Source organism: Simplicispira metamorpha (assembly GCF_004341365.1).
In the GTDB taxonomy this organism is placed as follows: domain Bacteria; phylum Pseudomonadota; class Gammaproteobacteria; order Burkholderiales; family Burkholderiaceae_C; genus Simplicispira; species Simplicispira metamorpha.
The window spans coordinates 1-23851 of sequence record NZ_SLXH01000019.1 but is presented as its reverse complement, the minus strand read 5'-3'; the positions used below and the strand labels follow the sequence as shown (position 1 = coordinate 23851).

Here is a 23851-nt window from a genome sequence, read left to right as displayed (position 1 = left end):
GACCTTTTTTTCTTGCCCCACCCGCCCTTGAACACCTCCGCCCTTGCCGCACCCGGTGCCCCCTCCCGCTCCCTTCTGGCGCCGACACGTGTGGCCGTGGTGATAGGGGCCTCGTGCCTGGTCTGGGCACTACTCCAGTGGTTAGCCCAAGGCAATCTGGATGGCTACCACGACATGCTGGAAAACTACGCCTGGGCCCAGGCGTGGGACTGGGGCACGCACAAGCACCCGCCGTTCTTTGCCTGGGTGGTAGGCGCCTGGTTTGCCGTGTTCCCCCAGACCGATTGGGCCTACCGTCTGCTGTCCTATACCAACGTGGCTGTGGGGCTGTGCGGCGTGCTGCACCTGGCCCGGCGGCTGGGCCTGGGCGCGCTGGCCCCTACGGCGGCACTGCTGCTGCTGTGGAGCCTGCCTTACGCCAACCTGGCTGCCAAGTTCAATGCAAACAGCCAGTTGCTGTCGCTGTGGCCCTGGACGGCGGCCATGCTGCTGGCCAGTTGGCAAGAGCAGCGCTGGCGCGGGGCTGCGTGCAGTGTGGCGCTGGGCCTGCTGGCGGCGGCCAGCATGTTGAGCAAGTACTACAGCGGGGTGTTTTTGGCTGGTTTCCTGTTGCCCACGCTGCTCACAGCGGCGGGGCGGCAGTGGCTGGCATCGCCGCGACCCTACCTGGCGCTGGCCGTGTTTGCTGCTGCGCTGGCACCGCACATCGCCTGGATTGCCGGGCACGGCTGGATCACGCTGGGCTACGCCATGGACCAGGGCAGCGGAGCCACCCAATGGGGCTATGTGCTGCGCTTTGCCCTGGCTCCGCTGTTTTACTGGCTGCCCGGCTGGCTGGCCTGCGTAGGCGTGTTCAGCTACTGGCAGCGCAAAACCCAGCCCGATGCAAGCCACTGGGCGCGCACGTGGCTGCACCTGGCCTGGCAAAGCTGGCGCCCCACCGGCTGGGCCGACACCCTGTTCTGGCTGGCCTTCACGCCCTGGGCGCTGACACTGGGCTTTGGCGTGGCGGGGGTGGCCGAGCTGTCCACGCCCTGGGCCATTCCGATCGGGTTTGCTTTTTCGCTGCTGTGGCTGCGCAACCTGCAAGCAGCCGTGCCCGGTGCCACGGCGCGCGCGCTGGCGGCGCTGCACCGGGCGTTCTGGCCGGTGTTGGGGGCGATTGCGCTGGCGGGCCTGGCACTGGCCTGGTCGCACGCCCGCTCGGGCCACAGCGGCTACTACCGGCCCAGCTTTGAAGCCGCACAGGCCATTGCCGATGACTGGGCCCGGCGCCACCCCGGCACCGCGCTGGGCTGGGTCGGCGGTGCCTGGGCAGAAAACGCCCTGTTGGCCTTTTACGCCCTGCCCCACGCCCGCACCCTGCCCGGCCTGCCCGATACCTACCCCGCCCTGTTCAACCCCCACGCGGGTTGGGAGCAGCAGGCGGGCATCCTGCTGTGCCCGCGCGGCCCCTACAGCACCACCGGCAGCGCCCCCGCCCCCGACGCCGCGTGTGAAGACACCGCACAGCAGTGGCTGGCGCAGCGCGGCCAGAGCGCAGCGCCGCACCTGATCGCCGTGCAGCGCCAGGGCTGGCGCTTCCCCCGCCCCCAGACCTTTGTGTACGCCGTCTTTGACGCCTTGCCGGCCACGCCACCCCCGCCCCGCCTGCCATGACGACACCCCTGCCCCCCCCCACCGCACCCGTACACGCACGACCACCGCTGCGCCTGAGCTGCGTGGTGCCCGCCTACAACGAGGCGGGCCACCTGGCCGAGTTTCTGCACGCACTGCACGCCACCGCCCAGGCGCTGACGCCCGATTTTGAGATCCTGGTCATCAACGACGGCAGCCGCGATGCCACCCGCGACGTGGCCCTGGCCCACGCCGCCACGCTGGGCGTGCGCTACCTGGAGTTCTCGCGCAACTTTGGCAAAGAGGCGGCCCTGTCCGCCGGGGTGGACCACGCGCGCGGCAACGCCGTGCTGCTGATCGATGCGGATTTTCAGCACCCGCTGGAGCTGGTGGCGCGCATGGTCGAACTCTGGCGTTCGGGCTACGACATGGTGTATGGCGTGATTGCCGACCGCGCGGGCGAGAGCAGCGCCAAGCGCCTGGGCACCGACGTGTTCTACCGGCTGATGAACTTTGGCTCCAACATCCGCATCCCGCGCAACGCTGGGGATTTCCGGCTGATGGACCGCAAAGTGGTGCAGGCGCTCAAGGCCCTGCCCGAGCGCAACCGCTTCATGAAAGGGCTGTACGCCTGGGTGGGGTTCCAGACCGTGGCCCTGCCCTTTGTGCCCGCCGAGCGCTTCAGCGGGCAATCGAGCTTCAGCCTGCGCCGCCTGGGCGCGCTGGCGCTGTTGGGGCTGACCTCGTTCACCACGCTGCCGCTGCGCTTTTGGAGCGTGGCGGGCGCCTGCATCTCGGTGCTGGCCATCTGCTACGGGCTGTGGATCACCCTGGAGACGCTGCTGTTTGGCAACCCCGTGGGCGGCTGGCCCACCCTGGCGGCCAGCGTGATGCTGTTTTCTGGCGTGCAGCTGCTGTCGATAGGCATCCTGGGCGAATACATAGGCCGCATTTACGAAGAAGTGAAGCAGCGCCCCGTGTACCTGCTGGCGCAGGACGAAGACCACAGCCCGCTGGCGCGCGAGGCAGGGGCGGGGGCTGCACCAGCGCCCGCAACGGCAGCGCCCGCGAACGCCAACGTCGGCACGGGCACCCACACCGACCCGGGCACCGCATGACCCCCACGATGTCCGCCCTGACCCGGGTGCAGCAACTGCCGCAGGCACTGCGCTTTGTGCTGGTGGGCGGCAGCGCCGCCGCCACGCACCTGCTGGTGGTCTGGGCGCTGGTGCAGGGTGCGCAGTGGGCGCCGCTGTGGGCCAATGGGGTGGCGTTTCTGGTCGCTTTCTGGGTCAGCTACGGCGGCCATGCGCTGCTCACGTTTGCAGGCAGCGGTGCCCGGCACCGCCAGGCCTTGCCGCGCTTTTTTGTGGTGGCGTGCAGCGCGTTTGCCATCAACGAGCTGCTCTACCTGGCCGCCCTGCGCTGGCTGCCCTGGCACTATCTGCTGAGCCTGCTGGCCGTGCTGCTGGCCGTGGCCGTGGGCACCTTTGTCAGCAGCAAACTCTGGGCCTTTGCCCGGCCCGCACCATGAAGCACATCACCCTGTGCGCCGACGACTTTGCGCTGCACCCCGCCGTGGATGCCGCCGTGGTCGCCCTGGCGCAGGCTGCGCGCCTGAGCGCCACCAGCTGCATGACCACCGCACCGCGCTGGCCACAAGCGGCGCAGCTGCTGGCCCCGCTGCGCCCCGCGCTGCAAGTGGGCCTGCACTGGAACCTGACCGAAGGCCACGGCCAGGCCGCGCCCCGCCTGGTGCAGGTGCTGGCCCGCGCCTACAGCGGGCAACTGCGCCCGGCAGCCATGGCAGAGAGCCTGCACCGCCAGCTCGATGCCTTCGAGCAGCACGCGGGCACGCCGCCCGACTTCATCGACGGCCACCAGCACATCCACCAGCTGCCCGGCGCGCGCGCGGCCCTGCTGCACGTGCTGCACCAGCGCTACGGCACGCAGGCGCCCTGGGTGCGCAACACCGTGCCCGCCCAATGGGGCGCCAACAAGGCCACGCTGCTGGCCCTGCTGGGCGGCTGGAGCCTGCGGCGCGCGCTGGCGCGCGAGCGCCTGCGCCACCACCGCAGCTTTGCCGGGGTCTATAACTTCGATGCGCCCACGCCCACCGCCTACGGCGCGCGCATGGCGCAGTGGCTGCACGACGCGCAGGACGGCGCCCTGCTCATGTGCCACCCCGCCAACGCCAGCGTGCCCGGCGACGCCATCGCCAACGCACGCACCACCGAATACGCCTACCTGGCATCACCCGCTTTTGCCGAGCTGCTACAGCGCCTGGGCGTGCAGCTGGCCACCGGGCCGCAGGCTGTGCCCCCACAGATTCGCTCCTGAAATAAGAGCTGCTTGCGCTGACTATGCGGGCGCCGGAGGCACTTTTGACTATCAATCTGGCGTGAAAACCGGGCAAACCCGCTGTCCCCTCCGATCGGCAGGGATGGCCTACCGGGCCGCAGGGCAAGAATTTTTGGTCAAATTGGCTTCAAACGCCCGACCAGTAAGCGCTAGCAGCTATCAATTTTGATGTTCTAGGGAAAGGTGCAGCGCCCCACTGCCCGGGGCGCCCTCCTGCGCAGGAGCCCGATGTCAGCAGCCGCTGAAATCAGGTTTGCACTTTTAGCGAAAGCGCCGTGCCCCGCTTCGCGGCGCACCTCCTGCGAAGGGCCCCAATTTCAGCAGCCGCTGAAATCGGGTCTTCTCTTTTCCATGAAGGCGCTGAAGGCTTCGCGGGCGGCGGGTTCGCGCAGCATGCGGCCAAAGCTGGCGCCTTCTTCGTTGATGCGCTCCAGCACCGCGGCGCTCTGGCCGTGTTTGAGCAGGCGCTTGGTTTCGATCAGCGCCGACAGCGGCTTGGCCGCCAGCTTGCGCGCTTGCGCCTGGGCAATGGCGTTGCACTCGGTGGGCGGCACCACGCGGTTGACCAGGCCCACTTCCAGCGCGGCCTCGGCCATGAAAGGCTCGCCCAGCAAAAGCGCCTCGGCTGCGCGGTGGTAGCCCAGCATCTGCGGCACCAGCAGGCTCGACGCGGCCTCAGGGCACAGGCCCAGGTTCACGAAGGGCATGGAAAACGCGGCGTTGTCGCCCGCATAGACCAGATCGCAATGGAACAGCATGGTGGTGCCAATGCCCACGGCCGGGCCGCACACCGCTGCCACCACCGGCTTGGGAAAGGTGGCGATGGTGCGCAAAAAGCGGAACACCGGCGCATCCTGCGTGGAGGGCGGCTGCTGCAAAAAGTCGCCAATGTCGTTGCCCGCGCTGAAGATGGCCACATCGCCCTGGAACACCACCACACGCACGGCGGCATCGTGGGCGGCAGCGTCCAGCGCGTCGGCCAAGGTGGCGTACATGGCGGCGGTGAGGGAGTTTTTCTTGTCCACCCGGTTGAAGGTGATGGTGGTCACACCGGCTTCGGTGTGGGTCAGGATGTCTTGGGGGGATACGTTCATGGGGCTCACTCTTTGAAATAGACAATTTGGTGGCTGGTGGCCAGCATGGCACCGGCTTCGTTCCATAGCTGCGCGGCCTGGTCGAAAAAGCCGTTGCGAAACTCCTGGCCGCGCGCCTGGCCCAGCAGGTAGCCACTGCCGGTGGCGGCCAGCTCGGCGCTGTTGGCGTGGAAATACACCGTCAGCGATACCGTGCCCGCTGGCACGCGCACCGCACGGCGCAGCCACACCCGGGGGAAGAACACATCGGCCAACGCGGCCAGGGCGCAAAAGTCCAGGGTGCGGGTGGGCTCGTCGCGCATCCAGAGCTGGCTCAGGCTGCTGTCGCCCTGGCCGTCCCACTGCTCGGGCAGGGTGCCGGTGACGGGGCGCATTTCGTAGCGATTGAGCCACTCCACGCCCGTGCGCAGGGCTATGCGCGGGCACTGCGCGGGTGGAGGCACAGCGGGCATGGGCGCATCGCCCAGGCTCCAGGTATCGCGGCGCACCGCCGTGACCGCCGTGGCCGTGGTGGTGACCACCGGCTGGTCTTGGGCATCGGTTTGCAGGATGGAGACGCTCCAGTGCTGCGTAGAGCGGTTGGTGCGCACCGGCTCGGCCTGCACGGTAAAGGGCCCTGCGGTAAGGGCGGCGGCAAAGTTGACCGTGAGCGACAGCGGCTCGCCCAGCAGCTGCGGGTGCAGCAGCACGGCGCGCAACGCCGTGGCGGCCGTCGCACCGCCATAGGGGCCGACCATGTTCCAGTAACCGGGGCTGGTGTGGCCTCGGTACTGCCCGGGGGTTACGGACTCCAGCGCAAGCGCCTTGTCCAGGGGATGTAATGAAGTCATGGTCAGCAGTGTGCCGCGAAATGGGCCGCGCTGTCGTCTTGGCGGTGACGGCGCAGACGCCAAACGGTTGCGCGGCGCGGCTTACAGCGCCTCGAAAATACCCGCTGCGCCCTGGCCCATGCCCACGCACATGGTCACCATGCCGTACTTGAGCTTGTTGCGGCGCAGCGCATGCACCACCGTGGCCGAGCGGATGGCACCCGTGGCGCCCAGCGGGTGGCCCAGGGCAATGGCGCCGCCCATGGGGTTGACCTTGGCCGGGTCCAGCCCGAGCTGGCCCATGACGGCCAGCGATTGGGCGGCAAAAGCCTCGTTCAACTCAAACCAGTCGATGTCGTTCTGGTTCAAACCGGCGTAGCGCAGCGCGGCCGGGATGGCCTCGATGGGGCCAATGCCCATGATGTGCGGCGGCACCCCCCGGGCGGCATAGGACACAAAGCGCGCCAGCGGCGTCAGGCCAAAGCGCTGCACGGCGGCGCCGCTGGCCAAAATCAGCGCACCGGCGCCATCGCTGGTCTGGCTGCTGTTGCCTGCCGTCACGCTGCCGCGCGCGGCAAACACCGTGCGCAGCTTGGCCAGGCCCTCCAGCGTGGTGTCGGCGCGGGCGCCTTCGTCCATGTCCACCGAGCGGGTGGTGGCGATGGTTTCGCCCGTCTCCAGGTTGGCCGTGCGGTCGGTCACTTCGATGGGGGTGATTTCATCGGCAAAGTAGCCCGCTTGCTGCGCGGCCAGGGCTTTGCGGTGCGATTGCAGGGCAAATTCATCCTGCGCCTGGCGGCTCACTTGCCACTGCTGGGCCACTTTTTCTGCGGTCAGGCCCATGCCGTAGGCAATGCCCACATCACCGTCGCGCTCAAAGATGCTGGGCGAGAGGCTGGGCGCGTTGCCCATCATGGGCACCATGCTCATGCTTTCGACACCAGCGGCAATCATTACCTCGGCCTCACCGACACGGATGCGGTCGGCGGCCATCTGCACCGCCGACAGGCCCGAGGCGCAAAAGCGGTTCACGGTGATACCGCCCACGCTGGTGGGCAGGCCCGCCAGCACGGCGCCAATGCGCGCCACGTTCAGGCCCTGCTGGGCTTCGGGGATGGCGCAGCCGCAGATGATGTCTTCGATGGCCGCCGGGTCCAGCCCGGGCGCTGCGGCCAGCGCGGCCTTGAGCGTGGTGGCCAGCAAATCGTCGGGGCGCATATTGCGGAAAAAACCCCGGTGCGAACGCCCGATGGGGGTGCGCGTGGCGGCAACGATGTAAGCGTCTTGAACTTGTTTCATCACAGTGATTCCTTGCTGGCAGATTCAGTTACGCACGGGCTTGCCGGTGGAGAGCATGCCCAGAATGCGCTCTTGCGTCTTGGGGTGAACGATGAGTGCGCAAAACGCCTTGCGCTCCAGCGCCATCAGGTATTGCTCGCTGACCAGCGTGCCCGCATCGACATCGCCGCCGCAGAGCACGTCGGCAATCAGGCTGGCAATGTGGAAGTCGTGCGCGCTGATGAAGCCGCCGTCGCGCATGTTCACCAGCGAGCCCAGGATGGTGGCGCGGCCACTGCGCCCTGCCACCGGGAACAGGCGCTGGTGCGGTGCGCGCCAGCCGCCGTGGGCCAGCGCCCGGGCTTCGTTGATGGCCACGTAGAGCAGCTCGTCCTTGTGCGGCACGATCACATCGCTGTCGAGCAGGTAGCCCAGCTGGCGCGATTCGAGCGCGCTCATGCCCACCTTGGCCATGGCGGCGGCGGTGAAGCCTTCGGTCAAAAAGGGCAGCAGGTCTTTGCCGGTGGAGGTGGCCGCGTTTTCGGCGGCGCGCCGGGCAATGTAGGTCAGGCCGCCCGCGCCGGGCACCAAGCCCACGCCCACTTCGACCAGGCCGATGTAGCTCTCCATGTGCGCCACGCGGCGCGCGCAATGCACGGCCAGCTCGCAGCCGCCGCCCAGCGCCAGCCCCCGGATGGCCGACACCACCGGCACGTTGGCGTAGCGCAGGCGCAGCATGGTGTCTTGCATTTGTGCCTCGGCGCCCTCGATGGCACTGACGCCCGCCACCATGAAGGCGGGCAGCATGGCTTGCAGGTCGGCCCCAGCGCTGAAGGGCTCGTCGCCCGACCAGATCACCATGCCGGCGTAGTCTTTTTCAGCCATCTCCACGGCCTGCACCAGCCCCTCGCACACGTCGGGGCTGAGGGCGTGCATCTTGGTCTTGATGCTGGCAATCAGCACGCCGTTGCCGCTGGCCGCTTCGCCCGCATCCAGCGTCCACAGGCGGATGGCGTCGTCCTCGTGCAGCGTGTGGCCTGCGGTTTTGAAGTCGGGCAGGGATTCGCCCAGCAATTTTTCAGGAAAATGCTGTCGGACATAGACGGGGAGCGCGCGACGCGCTATGAATTTCTGAGCAGATGCGCTCCACGAGCCCTCGGCGGTGTGTACGCCACCGGCCTGCGCCACCGGGCCATTGAACACCCAGTCGGGCAGGGGCGCACGGCACAGGGCCTTGCCCGCGTCAATGTCCTCTTGCACCATGCGGGCCACGTCCAGCCAGCCTGCGTCTTGCCACAGCTCGAACGGGCCTTGCGCCATGCCAAAGCCCCAGCGCATGGCCTGATCGACATCGCGGGCGTTGTCGGCAATCGTGCCCAGGTGCAGGGCGGCGTAGTGAAAGCTGTTGCGCAAAATGGCCCACAGAAACTGGCCCTGTGGCCCTTCGGCATTGCGCAGCAGGCGCAGGCGCTCGGCGGCGGGCTTTTTCAGCATGCGGGCATAGACCTCGTCGGCCTTCTGGCCTGCGGGCACGTAGTCCTCGCTGGCCAGGTCAAAGCGCAGCACATCGCGCCCCACCTTTTTGTAAAAACCGGCCTTGGTTTTTTGCCCCAGGTGGCCCAGCGCCAGCAGCTTTTGCACCACGGCGGGGGTGCCAAAGCTGGCGTAGAAGGGGTCGGTTTTCTCGTCCAGGTTGTCTTGCAGCGTCTTGATGACGTGGGCCATGGTGTCCAGCCCCACCACGTCGGCGGTGCGGAAGGTGCCGCTGCTGGCGCGGCCCAGTTTTTTACCCGTCAGGTCATCCACCACGTCGTAGGTGAGGCCAAAGTTGTCCACCTCTTGCATGGTCGAGAGCATCCCGGCGATGCCCACGCGGTTGGCAATGAAGTTGGGCGTGTCGTGCGCGCGTACCACGCCTTTGCCCAGGCCGCTGGTGACAAAGGCTTCGAGCTGGTCCAGCACCTGGGGCGCGGTGGTGGGCGTGTCGATCAGCTCCACCAGGTGCATGTAGCGCGGTGGGTTGAAGAAGTGGATGCCGCAAAAACGCGGCTGGATGCTCTCGGGCAGCGCTGCCGAAAGCTTGGTGATCGACAGGCCCGAGGTGTTGCTGGCCACGATGGCGTGCGGCGCCACAAACGGGGCAATCTTGGCGTACAAGTCGAGCTTCCAGTCCATGCGCTCGGCAATGGCCTCGATGATGAGGTCGCAGCCGCGCAGCTGTTCCAGGTGCTCTTCGTAGTTGGCCTGGCCAATCAGCGCCGCATCCTGGGCCACGCCCAGCGGCGCGGGCTTGAGCTTTTTCAGGTTGTCGATGGCGCGGGTGACGATGCCGTTCTTGGCGCCTTCCTTGGCCGGCAGATCGAACAGCACCACGGGCACCTTGACGTTGACCAGGTGCGCGGCAATTTGCGCACCCATCACGCCAGCGCCGAGGACGGCGACTTTTTTCACTTGGAATCGGGTCATTGGAAATACTCCAAAAAAAGTGCGCCGGGCACATAGCAAGCCAGCAGCGGCCCGCCCGGCGCGTAAAACGGATTTACTGCACGCGCACCCAGGTTTGCGTGCGGCCAAACGGGCCCAGGGAGCCGCGCACTTCGAGCTTTTTGCCGCCCTCGATGGGCGTCAGGCGCAGGGTGTAGTTGCGGCCGTTCTCGGGGTCGAGAATCTTGCCGCCCTCCCACACGTCTTTGCCCTCTGCCTTTTGCGCGCCCCGGATGATTTCCAGGCCCAAGATCGGCTGGTTCTTGCGCTCGTCGCTGCACTCTTTGCACAGGTCGTCGGGCTTGGCGTCTTTGGCCAGGCGCTTTTCCAGCACGCCCGTCAGCACGCCAGCGCTGTTGCCCTGGATGCGGATCTCGGCCTTGGCCTCGCCGCTCTTGTCGTCGATGTTGCGCCACAGCCCTTCGGGGGTCATCTGGGCCCAGGCGGGGGCGGAAATAGCTACAAAAATAATAGCTGCTAGCGCTTGTCGCATGGGCTCTCCAGTGCCAAAAGACTTGAAATTTGCGGTGCGGGCGCCATCAGGCCAAGGCCAGATCGGTGTCCATCAGCACTTTGCTGCCAGCGCGCGCGGTGCGCATCAGCGTGGCCGTTTCGGGGAACAGCTTGGCAAAGTAAAAGCGCGCCGTTTGCAGCTTGGCGCCGTAGAAGGGGTCGGTGTTGCCTGCGGCGATTTCGCGCAGCGCCACCTGGGCCATGCGGGCAAAAAAGTAGCCAAACACCAGGTGGCCTGCCACGCGCAGGTAGTCCACCGCAGCAGCGCCCACTTCGTCGGGGTTTTGCAGGCCCTTGAAGCCGATTTCGGTGGTGAATTTGGTCATCTGGTCGCCCAGGTAGGCAATCGGGTTGATGAACTCGGCCATCTTCTCGTTCACGCCCTCTTCCTGCACCAGCGCGGCCACCAGCTTGCCAAACTTTCTCAGCGTGGCGCCGTTGTTGCCCAGCACCTTGCGGCCCAGCAAGTCCAGCGACTGGATGGTGTTGGTGCCTTCGTAAATCATGTTGATGCGCGCATCGCGCACAAACTGCTCCATGCCCCATTCCTTGATGAAGCCGTGGCCGCCGTACACCTGCTGGCACATGACGGCCGCTTCAAAGCCGTTGTCGGTGATGAAGGCTTTGACGATGGGCGTCAGCAGCGCCAGCAGGTCGCCCGAGTCTTTGCGCACTTTCTCGTCGGGGTGGTGCAGTTCTTTGTCCAGCAGCACGGCGCAAAAGCATTGCAGCGCACGGCCCCCTTCGGCGTAGGCCTTGGCGGTGAGCAGCATCTTGCGCACATCGGGGTGGACGATGATGGGGTCGGCCGGTTTGTCTTTGGCCTTGGTGCCACTCAAGGAGCGCATTTGCAGGCGGTCTTTGGCGTAGGCCAGCGCGTTCTGGTAGGCCACTTCGGTCAGGCCCAGGCTCTGGTTGCCCACGCCCAGGCGGGCGGCGTTCATCATCACAAACATGGCGGCCAGGCCCTTGTGTGGCTGGCCCACCAGGGTGCCGGTGGCACCGTCGATGTGGATTTGCGCCGTGGCGTTGCCGTGGATGCCCATCTTGTGCTCCAGCGCGCCGCAGAAGATGGCGTTGCGCTCGCCCAGCGTGCCGTCGGCATTGATCTGGAACTTGGGCACCACAAACAGGCTGATGCCTTTGCTGCCCGCTGGCGCGTCGGGCAGGCGGGCCAGCACCAGGTGGACGATGTTGGCGGCCATGTCATGCTCGCCCGCGCTGATGAAAATCTTGGCGCCGGTGATTTTGTAGGTGCCATCTTCTTGCGGCTCGGCCTTGGTGCGCAGCAGGCCCAGGTCGGTGCCGCAGTGCGGCTCGGTCAGGCACATGGTGCCCGTCCACTCGCCGCTGGTCAGCTTGGGCAGGTACAGGGCTTTTTGCGCTTCGGTGCCGTGGGCGTGCAGGCACTCGTAGGCGCCGTGCGAGAGGCCGGGGTACATCGTCCAGGCCTGGTTGGCCGCGTTCATCATCTCGTAGAAGCACTGGTTGACCACAAACGGCAGGCCCTGGCCGCCGTACTGCGGGTCGCACGACAGCGCGGCCCAGCCGCCTTCCACGTACTGGGCGTAGGCTTCTTTGAAGCCCTGGGGCGTGGTCACTTCATGCGTGGTTTTGTCCAGGCGGCAGCCTTCGGTGTCGCCGCTGATGTTCAGCGGAAAGGCCACCTCGGCGGCAAACTTGCCACCTTCTTCGAGCACGGCGTTGATGGTGTCGGCGTCCACCTCGGCGTGGGGTGGCAGCACCTTCAATTCATCGGTGACTTTGAGCACTTCGTGCAGGACGAATTGCATGTCGCGCAGGGGTGGGGTGTAAGTGGGCATGGTTTTGTCTCCTGGGGTTGTAAAAGGGGGGCGGCAATCAGGCGGCGCGGGCGCCGTAACGGGTCAGCACGCTGTCGAAGCCGCGCACGGCACGCTCTATGGCGCCGGGGCTGTGCAAAAAACGGGCTTCGTAGTGCAGCGCCAGAATCAGGCCGTGGATTTCAAACAGCACTTGCTCAGGTTCGGCGTTGGCGTGCAACTGGCCCAGCGCCTGGCACTGCGCAATGGCACGGCGCATGGCGCCCATCCAGGCCTGCACCGACTGCGCCAGCGCATCGCGCACGGGGCCGGTGCGCTCGTGGAACTCCACCGCACCGCTGATGTAGATGCAGCCCGAATCCAGCTCGACGGTGGTGCGCTTCATCCAGTTGCCAAACAGCGCGCGCAGGCGGGGCAGGCCGCGCTCTGCCCGCAGGGCCGGAAAAAACACTTCTTGCTCAAAGCAGGCGTGGTATTGCTGGATGACGGAAATTTGCAGCTCTTCGCGCGAACCAAAGTGCGCAAAGACGCCGGACTTGCTCATGCCCGTGACGTCCGCCAGGGCGCCAATCGATAAACCCTCCAGGCCGATGTGGGTGGCCAGGCCCAGCGCGGCCTCGACGATGGCGGCCTTGGTTTGCTGGCCTTTGGGCAGGGTGCGGCCACCAGTGTTGCGGCGGCGCGGCGCGGTGCCTTCGGGGAGGGAGGAAGCGTCAGCGGACATGGATCAGAATAAAAACGAACGACCGTTCTATTCTGCAACAAACCCCTTCGCGTGGGCAATACCCGGCGCACAAATAAAAAAAGCGCCCCATGGGGGCGCCGGTGTGCTGCGCTGGCAGGTGCGTTACAGCAGCATGGCCAGGCTGGCGTCCAGGTGCTCGGTGGGCAGACGCCGAAAGCCTGTGCGGGCATAGCGCTGCAACCGGCCCAGCGCAAAAGCCACCAGCACGCTGGCGGCCACCTGGGCATCCACGGTGGGTGTGGCCGAGCCTGCGGCGTCTGCGGCCGGGCGCAGGCACTGGCGCAGGGCCAGCTCTATGCCATCAAAAAACCGGTTCATGCGCTCTTGCAGGCGCTCGTGCTCCAGCACCAGCGCGTCGCCCGCCATCAGGCGCGCCAGCCCGGGGTTGCGCTCACCAAACTGCAACACCAGCGCCACCACGCGCGCGGCCTGCCGGGTGCCCACCTCGGCGCCTTGTTCGGGCGTGGGCAGCTCGCGGCCCACCACCTGCTGCACCAGCGTGAGCACGGACTGCTCGATGAAGTCGATCAGCGCCTCGTACATCTGCGCCTTGCTGGCAAAGTGCCGGTACAGCGCGGCCTCGCTCACCGACAGGCGCGCAGCCAGCGCAGCCGTGGTGATGCGCTCGGCCCCGGGCTGCTCCAGCATGGCGGCCAGCGTTTGCAGAATCTGCGCGCGCCGCTCTCCCGGCTTGGGGCGCTTGCGGGGGACGGGGGTGGCCTCGGCGCTGGGAGCGGCTTCGGCGGCTTCGGGGGGGGATTCGAACTCGGACATGGGTGCAAGAAGTGTGTGCAAATGATTCTCGCACAGCCATCCGGCACCCCCCAATACCGTTGCGCTGCGGGGAAATACCTCTTGCTGTCCGGTGTATTTTGCTACTTTATTGATAGCTGCTAGCGCCCGACAGGCGGGCGCCTAAGGCATTTTTGACATCCAACTCCATCGCCACTGCCTGCGCGAAGCTGGCAGGAGCCAGCGCCTTCAGCGGGCGCGGATCATGGTGCCGTAGGCCTGATCGGTCAGGATTTCCAGCAGCATGGCGTGGGGCACGCGGCCATCAATGATGTGAACGGCGTTCACACCGGCCTTGGCGGCGTCCAGCGCGCCGGCAATCTTGGGCAGCATGCCGCCGCTGATGGTGCCGTCGGCAAACAGCTCGTCAATGCGGCGCGCGGTCAGGTCGGTCAGCAGGTTGCCCGCTTTGTCGAGCACACCGGGGGTGTTGGTCAGCAGCATGAGCTTTTCAGCCTTGAGCACTTCGGCCAGTTTGCTGGCCACCACGTCGGCGTTGATGTTGTAGCTCTCGTTGTGCTCGCCAAAACCAATCGGGCTGATGACGGGGATGAAGGCATCGTCTTGCAACGCCTTGACCACGCTGGGGTCGATGGAGACGATATCGCCCACCTGGCCCACATCGTGCTCGACGCTGGGGTCTTTGTTATCGACCATCTTGAGCTTTTGCGCGCGGATCAGGCCGCCATCGCGCCCGGTCAGGCCCACGGCCTTGCCACCGGCCTGGTTGATCAGGCCCACGATGTCTTGCTGCACTTCGCCGGCCAGCACCCACTCGACCACTTCCATGGTCTCGGCGTCGGTCACGCGCATGCCCTGGATGAACTCGCCCTTCTTGCCCAGGCGGCCCAGCGCCGCCTCGATCTGCGGGCCACCGCCATGCACCACCACCGGGTTCATGCCCACCAGCTTGAGCAGCACCACATCCTCGGCAAAATCTTGCTGCAAGGCCGGATCGGTCATGGCGTTGCCGCCGTATTTGATGACCATGGTTTTGCCATGGAACTTGCGGATGTAAGGCAGGGCCTGGGCCAGGATTTCGGCTTTTTCGCGGGGGCCGATGTGCGACAGGTCGGGGTCAGGGGTGGGGGATGTCATGGAGGCGCTGAAGTTGGGTGAACAAAGAGGCGCAAATTGTGCCGCATCCGTGTGAAGGATTCGTGCCGCAGACCAGGCGCCTCAGCGGCGCAGCCAGTCGGGCACCTTGAAGCGCACGATGGCCAGATAAGCCACTACATAGCTCACCACAAACAGCAGGCAAAACCCCACCAGCACCCAGGTGTTGTTCCAGAACAGCACGGCGGGCACGACTGTGAGCAAGGTAAAGCCCCACAAATAGGGCGAGGTGCGGTTGTTGCGCATGAGCACGCGGCGCGACTCGTCATCGTGGAACACGCTGCGCACAATGCGCCGGTAAATCAGCTGGTGAAAATGCAAGGCATCGGCCACCCCCGGCGACACCCCGCGCACCAGTTTGCGGTAGATGGAAAACACCGTTTCCCACACCGGGTAGATCAGCAACAGCATGGGGAACCAGGGCGACACATCGGTATTGCGCTGCACCAGGGCAATGCTGGCCAGTGCAATCACCACGCCCCACACATAGGCGCCGCCATCGCCCGCAAACAGCATGCCGCGCGGGTAGTTCCACACCAGAAACCCGCCCGTGGCGGCCGCAGTGGCCACCAGCAAGGCCGCCAAAGCACGGTCGCCCACCTGCAACGCGACGTGGGCCAAGGCCAGGCACACAATCAGCGCCACCATGCCAGCCAGGCCGTTGTAGCCATCAATGATGTTGAACGCGTGCGGCAGACCAGCCACCGCCAGCAAGACAATGCACCACCCCAGCCAGGGCGCTGCGACCAGCAATGCATCCAGCCAGGGCAGGCCCATGTGCGGCACGGTCATGTCCAACAACACAATGGCCAGCACCCCCGACAGCGTGGTCATGGTCAGGCGGTAGCGCACCGTCAGGCGCTGGGTCAGGTCTTCAGAAATGCCGCCGAGCGCGGCCGGCAGCAGCACCAGCAACCACCAGCCCACCCAGGCGCCCAGGCGCAGGGAGCCCGGGTCACCCCACCACGCTGTCTGCGCCATGCCCAGCAGCCACGCCAGCACGGTGCCTGCCAACACCGCGACCCCGCCCAGCCGTGGCACATGGCCCAGATGAAAGCGCTGCGGCATGCCGTGGCCATACAGGGCCGCATGGTCACGCAGCCACCGCACCACCGCACCAGCGACCACCGCCGCCACCAAAAAAGCCACTAAAGACAACCAGATCATGGGGCGCCGATGGTACCTGCGCCGGGCGCCTGGGCCGCCAACAGACGCCGAGCCTGCCGGTACACGGGTGAACACCACAGCCGCAGCAGGCTGCGCACATGCCAGCGCAAATGCGACCAACGCCGGTGGCTGGCGCGCGTGCCTGTGTGCAACACCTGTGCGGGCGCGCGCACCAGCGCCAATCCAGCCAAGCGCAGGCGCAGGCACAAATCCACATCCTCGCAGTACATGAAATAGGCCTCGTCAAACCCACCAATGGTCTGCCACACCGGTTGCGGCAGCACCAGACACGCGGCATTGACCCAATCGGTGCGCTGCTCGGCCTGCCCCAAAGCGCGCCTGCGCCATAACGCGGCCGGAGTGGGCAAGGCACGCTCGCTGTCTTGCACTACGCCGTGCGCGTCTACCTGCACCGGATAGGCACAACCCACCCCGGGCTGGGCCGCCGCTTGCACCAGGCTGGCCAACGGATCCCGCCCAGCCAGCGCCACATCGGGGTTGAGCACACAAACAAAGCGCTCGCGCGCCCCGGCCAGCGCGCGGTTGTGGTTAGCGCCAAACCCTGCGGGCGTGCGGTTGTGTACCACCTCCAGCACAAAAGGCCAGCCTCCCGGTGGCGGCGCGGGCACGGCTTCGGGCAAATTGAGCGTCAGCACCACGCGAGACACGCTGGCGGCGCAGCACTGCGCCAGCTCGTGCACCAAGCGCTGCACCAACGGGCCATGGCCATGGCTTACCACCGAGACCACCAGGGCCGGTGAAGATGAGGGGAAAGAAGTCATTGGGGCGCGATTTTGACTGCATGGCGCCATGCACCCGTCATATGCCCGTCACATGGACACCTCCGAGCGCCGCTTCCTCGCCCGCGATAATCCCGGAATGACGCATTCAACCGAGGATTTGCACGTTTACGTGCGCCACATCAACGCCAATGAGCGCACCTCCCTGTCCGTGTTGGCGCAGTGGATACCCCAAGGCGCCACCGTACTCGACTTGGGCTGCGGCAGCGGTGCCCTGGGACAGTACCTGGCCCAGCACCGCGCCTGCACTACCGACGGCATCACCTGGAGCGAGGCCGAAGCTGCCCACGCCCGCCCTCACTACCGCCGCGTGGAAGTGGCCGATCTGGAAACTGCCGACCTGCACACCCTGTTGGCGGGCCAACGCTACGACCGCATCGTCTGCGCCGATGTGCTGGAGCACCTGCGCCAGCCCGAGCGCATTCTGGACACCTGCCGCGCGCTGCTGGCCCCCGATGGCCAGTTGCTGATCTCGGTGCCCAACGCTGCCTATTGCGGCCTGGTAGCCGAGCTGCTGCACGGCGAGTTCCGCTACCGCGACGAAGGCCTGCTGGACCGCACACATCTGCGCTTTTTTACGCGCACATCGCTATTGCGCCTGCTGCACGAGCAAGGGTGGGCCGTGGATGCCTTGGACACCATCCGCCGCGAGCTGCCCGAATCTGAATTTGGCGTGGCCTTTGACAGGCTGCCACCCGCCGCTGCCCGCTACCTGCTGGCCGGACAGGATGCCCTGACGTACCAATTCATTGGTGCTGTCCGCCCGCGCGCGCTGGGTCAGACCGCCGCAGAAGCCGCCGCGCAATCACCCAGCCGGGGAGCTAACGCCCAGGCTTTGTTCACCGCCCAGCTGTATGTGACGCAGAACGGCCAATTTCAGGAAAGCCACAAGTTCACCAGCACCGGCGCCATTGGCACGTTGCGGCAAACCCTGCGTTTTACGCTGCCTGCCACGCACGACACTGCTCCGCGCCTGCGCCTGGATCCTGCCGACCGCCCCGGTTTTTTGCACCTGCACGCCATCACCCTGCGCACCAGCGATGGCCTGGTACGCTGGCGCTGGAGCCCTACCAGCACCACCGCCCCCGAACAGACACTGCCCGGCGCCAGTGCCCACCGGCAAATCATGTGGCACCCACCGCTGCCCACCGCACCCGACACCGTTCTGCTGCTGCTCACCGGCGACGACCCCTGGCTGGAGCTTCCCATCCCCGTCCCACTGCTAGCACAGACCCTGCAAGAACCTGGCGCCACCCTGAGCGTGGAGCTGGGCTGGCCCATGTCGGCCGACTACCTGACTCTGGGAACCACAGTGAGCGACCTGCAAGCGCAAATTACCCACATGGAAACGGCACTGGTCCAAGCACAGAAAGATCGCATACAGGCGAGCGCTGCACTGGCTGCCAACGCAGCGCAGATTCAGCACCTGACACATGCACAGCAGCAGTATGAACAGCTACAGCTAGAACAGCAGCAGCTTCAGGCACACCTGCACAGCATCGAAAACTCCACAGTCTTCAGAGCCACACGCCCCATCGTGCGGGCAAAAATGCGACTGGATCGGCTACTGGGGCGCTCACACCCGGCTACCTCAATGGCCGAGTTCCCTCCACCTGTAACACCACCGCCTACGCTTACACCGCCCAGCAAAGCTGCGCCCCCGGCTACCGCAGAAACCACTACTGCCACTTTAGCGGCAGAAGATCAGGCAAACACACCAGAACCAGTCCCCGCCAGCACCGTAGACATCATCGTCCCGGTGTACCGCGGGCTGGCAGACACCCAGCTGTGCGTCAATTCGGTGCTGGCAAGCACCTGCGCCACGCCTTACCGCCTTGTGATCATCAACGACGCCAGCCCTGAGCCCGAAGTCACCACCTGGCTGCGCGAGCGTGCTGCGCAAGAACCACGCATTACTCTATTAGAGAACCCTGAAAACCTCGGCTTTGTCGGCACCGTGAACCGGGGCATGGCCCTGAGCGACAGCCACGATGTCTTGCTGCTCAACAGCGACACCGAAGTAGCCAACGACTGGCTAGACCGCATCCGCCGCGCCGCCTACAGCGACCGCAAAGTGGCATCTGTCACGCCATTTTCCAACAACGCCACTATTTGCAGTTACCCGAAATTCTGTCAGGACAACCGCCTGCCCAGGGGCTATGACACCGCCCGCATGGACGCCCTGTGCGCCCAGACCAACCCCGGCGCCGTGGTCGATGTGCCCACTGGCGTGGGCTTTTGCATGTACATACGCCGCGACTGCCTGGCACAGGTGGGCTTGTTTGACACCACCCACTTTGGCAAAGGTTACGGCGAGGAAAACGATTTTTGCCAGCGCGCCGCCCAAGCTGGTTGGCGCAACCTGCACCTGCTCGATACTTTTGTACTACACACTGGCGGCGTCAGTTTTGGCGCCAGCAAAAGTCCGCGCGAACAGGCCGCCATGGAAACCCTGCGCCGCCTGCATCCACACTATGAAACTGACGTACAAACTTTTGTCGTGCAAGATCCAGCACGCCCCTACCGGCATGCGTTGGACTTTGCCCGAATGCGTGCCAGCGCCCTGCCGCGCATACTGACCGTGCTGCACAACGCGGGCGGCGGTACACGGCGCCACACCGAAGAGCTGGCGACCTACCTCCATGACAAGGTCATCAGCCTGTCGCTGATTCCGCTGGCCGACCACATGGTGCGTTTGACATGGAATTCCCCCCATGAAGCACTGTGCCAAACCTACCACTGGCCCACGCAATCGCAGGAACTGCTGACCACACTGCGCAGCATCGGCGTGTGCCATATGCACTACCACCATCTGCTAGGCGTCAATCCCGAAATCATGCTGATTCCTACGCAGTTGGGCATCACTTACGACTTCACGGCACACGACTACTATGCAGCCTGCCCGCAAATATCGCTAACCGACAGTGGCCACAATTACTGTGGCGAACGAGGCTTGGCACAATGCAGCGCCTGCTTGGCACAGCGTCCGGCCCCCACTACAGAAACCATAGAAGACTGGCGCCTGCGCCACCGGCTGTTTTTGCGCAACGCGCGCTACCTGCTCACCCCCAGCCGAGATGCCGCCGAGCGCCTACACCGCTACTTTCCATCCGCACGGCTGCGCTTTGCCCCCCACCTGGACATTGCTGCTGACAGTACATTACCACCTCCACAACCACGGCGTCTGGCGCCCGGTGCATACCTGCGGGTGTTGGTGATTGGAGCCGTTAATGAAATAAAAGGCGCCAACACTCTGGAAGCTACCGCTTTTCAGGCAGCGCAAAACGCCTCGCCGCTAGAGTTTCACCTTGTTGGCTACGCCCACCGCCCATTGCAAACACAACCCCACGCCAGTCTGACCATACATGGTGCTTACGCAGATAGTGACCTGCCGCGCCTACTGGAGCGGCTGCGCCCCGACATCGTCTGGTTTCCAGCACGGTGGCCGGAAACCTACAGCTACACCCTGAGCGCCTGCCTGCTCGCCGGTGTACCGATAATGGCGCCCAATCTCGGTGCCTTTCCAGAACGTCTGAGCCAACGCCCTTGGACCTGGATCCGCCCCTGGGAGACCAACGCTCAAACATGGGTAGAGATTTTTGAGACTCTGCGCAACCAACATTTCGTGACCGGCCAGCCCCCTCCGTTAGCACCTGAGTTCATTGCTGCACTTCCCGAATCTAGCGCCACCCCCTGGTCTTACACCACCGACTACCTTGATCACCTGGGCGCTGCCCAAACGCCCCCCGCCCCTTGACCCTGGCCCCCGCCTGCAACGGCACTTCCCCCTGACACGTCAACGGCGGGCGCCCGCTCTCTTGTTCTATGGATTACCAGCCGTGACCTCCCTGCTCCACTCAGTCCGCCGCCTGCCGAACAAACTGCGCCTGCTTACACGCAGCTTGCGCCAACTACTCAAAGACCGCCGCCACCTGCGCGGCAATCTGCGCAAACTGCAGCGCGCGTGGCATGACGGCGGTTTGCACTCGCTCAAAGGCGCACTGCTGGGTCTGACCGATGGCATCACCCCCAACAGCTGGGAAGAACATCGCCACGCTTTTGCACAAACCGTAAGGCCACACATCATCGAGCGCATACAACGTATGGGTGCACCGGCCACCATTTCGGTCATCGTGCCTACCTACAACACCCCGGAGCACATGCTCAAGGCCATGCTGCGCTCGGTACAAGACCAGCTCTATCCGCACTGGGAAATGTGCATTGCCGACGATGCCTCCACCCAACCACACGTGATCGCCGTGCTGCAGGCATTTGCCAAGAAAGACAAGCGCATCAAACTGCATCTGGGGCAAACCAACCAGGGCGTATCGCACGCATCCAACCAAGCACTGGCGCTGGCCACTGGCGCGTTTGTCGTGCTCCTTGACCACGACGACCTGCTGGAAGAACAAGCCCTGTTCCGAGTAGCAGAGTCCATCGTGCAAGACAACCCCGATATGCTGTATTCAGACGAAGTGCTGGTATCGCCCGATGGAAAAACTGTGTTGCAGTACTTTCACCGCCCCGCGTTTTCGCCCGAATACCTGCGCAGCCACCCCTATATCGTGCATATGGTGGGTTTTCGTACCGAACTGCTGCGCAGCCTGGGCGGCTTTGACGAGCAACTCAAGATTTCACAAGACTATGACCTGATCCTGCGCGTATCCGAGCAGGCTCAAACCATCGTCCACCTGCCAGAAATTTTGTACCAGTGGCGCACGCACACCAACTCGGCGGGTCACGACCGAGCGAACGAAGTGATGGCTGTTTCCAGCGCCGTGTTGCAGCGCCACCTACAGCGCTGCGGCCTCAAAGGCCATGTGGACTCAGGGGCCTCCTTCAATTTCTTTGAAGCCCGCTACCCGCTGCACTCCGGCCAACGGGTGGCCATCATCATCCCCACCAAAAACCACGGTGACCTAGTGCGCCAATGCATCAACAGCATCCGCGCCACCACCAGCCAAGTGGCCTATGACATCGTAGTCATAGACCACGAATCCAACGAGCCAGCCACCATCGCTTACCTCGAATCTATACGCCACCAAGTGCAGGTGCTGCGCTACACCGGGGTATTCAACTTCTCCACCATCAACAACTGGGCCGTGCAACAGCTGGCCCAGCAGCCAGTACCACACACGCACTACCTGTTCTGCAACAACGACATCGAAGCTCTGGAACCAGGCTGGCTGGAGCGCATGTTGGAGCTGGCGCAACAGCCCGACGTAGGCATGGTGGGCGCCCAGCTACTCTACCCCGACCGCAGCAGCATCCAGCACGCGGGCGTGTGCGTTGGTGCTTTTGGCATTGCCGAGCATTACGGCAAATTTTTGAGACTGCCACCCGACCGCATCGACATCAGCTTCATGGGCCGACTCATCGTTACCCATGAAGTCGCCGCCGTGACTGCGGCCTGCCTGCTGATGCGCCGCGACACTTTTGAAGAAATCAATGGCTTTGACGAAGCTCTGGCCGTGGGCTTTGGTGATGTGGACTTGTGCCTGCGCACTTTGTTCAAGGGCTGGCGCGTGCTGTACTGCCCTCAGGCCACACTGCTACACCACGAATCGTTCACACGCGGCAAAACCGTGGGCTACGACCCCCACCCCGAAGACTCGGCCTTGTTTGCAGCGCGCTGGAAAGCTTTTCTGCAGGAAGGCGACCCCTATTTCAATCCTGGGCTTTCCACGCAACACACCTGCTGGCAAGTCAAAGCACCGCTACCCTGCCAACTGGACATTGGCCGCCGCGTTTATCGCCGCCCTCCGGGTGCTCTGCGGCAAACCCTGCAACACAGCGGTCACACCAGCACATGAACCAGCCACATTCTGGCTACGCTACAGCGCCCGCAGGCAGCGTGGCGGTCATCATCGTCAATTGGAACGGTGGCGCCCTGCTGGCGCAATGCCTGAGCCATCTACAAGCGCAAACCAGACCTCCCGACCAAGTACTGCTGGTAGACAACGCCAGCACCGACGACTCTTTGGCGCAATTGCCTCACTGGGACAGGCTAACCGTGCTGCGTATGGGCAGCAATCTGGGGTTTGCTGCTGGCAACAACCACGCACTGGCGCAGTGCACCACTGAATATGTAGCACTACTGAACCCCGACGCCTTTGCTGCGCCTGAATGGCTGGAAAACCTGCTGCAAGCAGCACAAGCGCACTCGACCGCTGCCGCCTTTGGCTCACGCCAGCTATGCCACGAAAACCCCAACCGCTTGGACGGCATAGGTGACTGCTACCACGCCAGCGGCATGGCTTGGCGGCAAGGCCACGGCCAGCCCCAGCAAGCTCGTCACTTAGTGGCGCAAGAAATTTTTGCACCCTGTGCTGCGGCAGCGTTATACCGTCGCGCCGCCATCATGGCACTGGACGGGTTTGACGAAAGCTACTTTTGCTACATGGAGGACGTGGATCTGGGCTTCAGGCTGCGACTGGCAGGTCACAGTGCCTACTACGTACCCACCGCCGTGGTGCGCCATGTGGGCAGCGCCACCTCTGGCGGACAGCACAGCGATTTTGCGGTGCTCCATGGGCACCGCAACATGGTGTGGACGTTTGTAAAGAACATGCCCTTCCCACTGCTATGGCTGCTGCTGCCCTGGCACTTGGCTGCCAACTTAGCCGCATTGGTGATCTTTACCGCACGCGGGCAAGGTAAAACCATATTGCGCGCTAAATGGCAAGCCCTGCAAGGACTCAAGCACGCTTGGCGTCAGCGCCAAACCATTCAACGCCAACGCATCGTCAGTACACGCAGTATCTGGGCAGCGCTAAACAAGCAGATATGGCCCAAGCCTGACAACTGACCAATGTAGAGTGTGAAAAAAACCACAGTTTGCCACTACCCCCATTTACAACCCCGACTAATGCTGGCCCCTACCCTAGGCTTGCACTAAACTGCCCCCTGACCCGCGCCAGCGTCGCCCGTAAAGGCTGCGTTCCTGCATATAGCAGCGTCGTTTTGTGGCAATTGTTGTTTTTTCAAAACAGCCTCTTACCACAGAAGAGCACGGGCGTTATACCCTGTATAGGCTGTGCTAACATTCTTTAGCGTAATCAATCTTGGTAGTTGCGCTTTCAACTTTTAACTGGAGTTCCTACATGAAGAAAAATCTTCTTGCCCTGAGCATTGCTGCCATGGTTGGTGGCCTGTCTGGCGTGGCTAACGCACAAGCTGTTATTAATTAGAAACAAAACGACTTGAAATATTTCTGATTACCCGGATGTTGTCTTGATGAAACTGACCGACATGAGAAAGCTCAGTCCTGCGG

The 23851-nt window shown here is 64.5% G+C and carries 18 protein-coding genes; 7 read left to right on the top strand and 11 right to left on the bottom strand.

Going from position 1 to position 23851, the window contains the following annotated elements; genetic code table 11:
* The first annotated feature begins 27 nt into the window (after positions 1–27).
* Genes EV674_RS11065 through EV674_RS11050 form a run of 4 tightly spaced genes read left to right on the top strand, consistent with a single transcriptional unit; the run spans position 28 to position 3957 of the window.
* Entirely contained in the window at positions 28–1659 is a 1632-nt protein-coding gene (locus EV674_RS11065; protein WP_241524899.1) for a glycosyltransferase family 39 protein, read from the top strand.
* On the top strand, positions 1656–2735 hold the full coding sequence (locus EV674_RS11060) for a glycosyltransferase family 2 protein (protein ID WP_119012692.1): 1080 nt from the start codon (positions 1656–1658) through the stop codon (positions 2733–2735). Before EV674_RS11065 ends, EV674_RS11060 begins: the two co-directional genes overlap by 4 nt.
* Positions 2736–2743: 8 nt before the next feature.
* Entirely contained in the window at positions 2744–3151 is a 408-nt protein-coding gene (locus EV674_RS11055) for a GtrA family protein (RefSeq protein WP_241524900.1), read from the top strand.
* Positions 3148–3957 (top strand): ChbG/HpnK family deacetylase, encoded by an 810-nt coding sequence (locus tag EV674_RS11050; RefSeq protein WP_119012694.1) that lies wholly within the window; start codon positions 3148–3150, stop codon positions 3955–3957. The genes EV674_RS11055 and EV674_RS11050 overlap by 4 nt, the downstream gene beginning before the upstream one ends.
* A 338-nt stretch (positions 3958–4295) precedes the next feature.
* On the opposite strand, the gene EV674_RS11045 is transcribed toward EV674_RS11050, so the two are convergent.
* The 11 genes from EV674_RS11045 to EV674_RS10995 all read right to left on the bottom strand — a co-directional run bounded on the left by EV674_RS11045 (position 4296) and on the right by EV674_RS10995 (position 16560).
* On the bottom strand, positions 4296–5072 hold the full coding sequence (locus EV674_RS11045; RefSeq protein ID WP_119012695.1) for an enoyl-CoA hydratase: 777 nt from the start codon (positions 5070–5072) through the stop codon (positions 4296–4298).
* Between the two features lie 5 nt (positions 5073–5077).
* Positions 5078–5902: an acyl-CoA thioesterase gene (locus tag EV674_RS11040; protein ID WP_193552676.1), complete on the bottom strand. Its 825-nt coding sequence runs from the start codon at positions 5900–5902 to the stop codon at positions 5078–5080.
* 81 nt (positions 5903–5983) lie between these two features.
* Entirely contained in the window at positions 5984–7180 is a 1197-nt protein-coding gene (locus EV674_RS11035) for an acetyl-CoA C-acyltransferase (RefSeq protein ID WP_119012696.1), read from the bottom strand.
* A gap of 24 nt (positions 7181–7204) precedes the next feature.
* Positions 7205–9625: a 3-hydroxyacyl-CoA dehydrogenase/enoyl-CoA hydratase family protein gene (locus EV674_RS11030; RefSeq protein ID WP_119012697.1), complete on the bottom strand. Its 2421-nt coding sequence runs from the start codon at positions 9623–9625 to the stop codon at positions 7205–7207.
* Positions 9626–9698: 73 nt separating this feature from the next.
* Positions 9699–10136: a DUF2147 domain-containing protein gene (locus EV674_RS11025; protein ID WP_119012698.1), complete on the bottom strand. Its 438-nt coding sequence runs from the start codon at positions 10134–10136 to the stop codon at positions 9699–9701.
* Between the two features lie 46 nt (positions 10137–10182).
* Positions 10183–11979: an acyl-CoA dehydrogenase C-terminal domain-containing protein gene (locus tag EV674_RS11020; protein ID WP_119012699.1), complete on the bottom strand. Its 1797-nt coding sequence runs from the start codon at positions 11977–11979 to the stop codon at positions 10183–10185.
* Between the two features lie 37 nt (positions 11980–12016).
* The gene (locus EV674_RS11015) at positions 12017–12682 is read right to left on the bottom strand and encodes a TetR/AcrR family transcriptional regulator (protein WP_119012700.1); all 666 of its coding nucleotides are present in this window, start codon (positions 12680–12682) and stop codon (positions 12017–12019) included.
* A gap of 123 nt (positions 12683–12805) precedes the next feature.
* Positions 12806–13477 (bottom strand): nucleoid occlusion factor SlmA, encoded by a 672-nt coding sequence (slmA, locus tag EV674_RS11010; RefSeq protein WP_119012701.1) that lies wholly within the window; start codon positions 13475–13477, stop codon positions 12806–12808.
* Positions 13478–13684: 207 nt separating this feature from the next.
* Positions 13685–14593, bottom strand: a complete 909-nt coding sequence (gene argB / locus EV674_RS11005; protein ID WP_119012702.1) for an acetylglutamate kinase — start codon at positions 14591–14593, stop codon at positions 13685–13687.
* 81 nt (positions 14594–14674) lie between these two features.
* On the bottom strand, positions 14675–15778 hold the full coding sequence (locus tag EV674_RS11000) for an MraY family glycosyltransferase (RefSeq protein ID WP_119012703.1): 1104 nt from the start codon (positions 15776–15778) through the stop codon (positions 14675–14677).
* Entirely contained in the window at positions 15775–16560 is a 786-nt protein-coding gene (locus EV674_RS10995) for a glycosyltransferase family 2 protein (RefSeq protein WP_193552677.1), read from the bottom strand. Before EV674_RS10995 ends, EV674_RS11000 begins: the two co-directional genes overlap by 4 nt.
* Before the next feature lie 28 nt (positions 16561–16588).
* On the opposite strand from EV674_RS10995, the gene EV674_RS10990 reads away from it, so the two are divergent.
* From EV674_RS10990 to EV674_RS10980, 3 genes are all read left to right on the top strand, one after another.
* Positions 16589–20335, top strand: coding sequence for a methyltransferase domain-containing protein (locus EV674_RS10990; RefSeq protein ID WP_243647381.1), 3747 nt, complete (start codon positions 16589–16591; stop codon positions 20333–20335).
* 82 nt (positions 20336–20417) lie between these two features.
* Positions 20418–22391 carry a glycosyltransferase family 2 protein gene (locus EV674_RS10985; RefSeq protein ID WP_119012705.1) on the top strand — a complete coding sequence of 658 codons (1974 nt, stop codon included), beginning with the start codon at positions 20418–20420 and terminating at the stop codon, positions 22389–22391.
* Complete coding sequence (locus EV674_RS10980) at positions 22388–23386, top strand: glycosyltransferase family 2 protein (protein ID WP_119012706.1); 999 nt, start codon at positions 22388–22390, stop codon at positions 23384–23386. The genes EV674_RS10985 and EV674_RS10980 overlap by 4 nt, the downstream gene beginning before the upstream one ends.
* Positions 23387–23851: the final 465 nt, after the last annotated feature.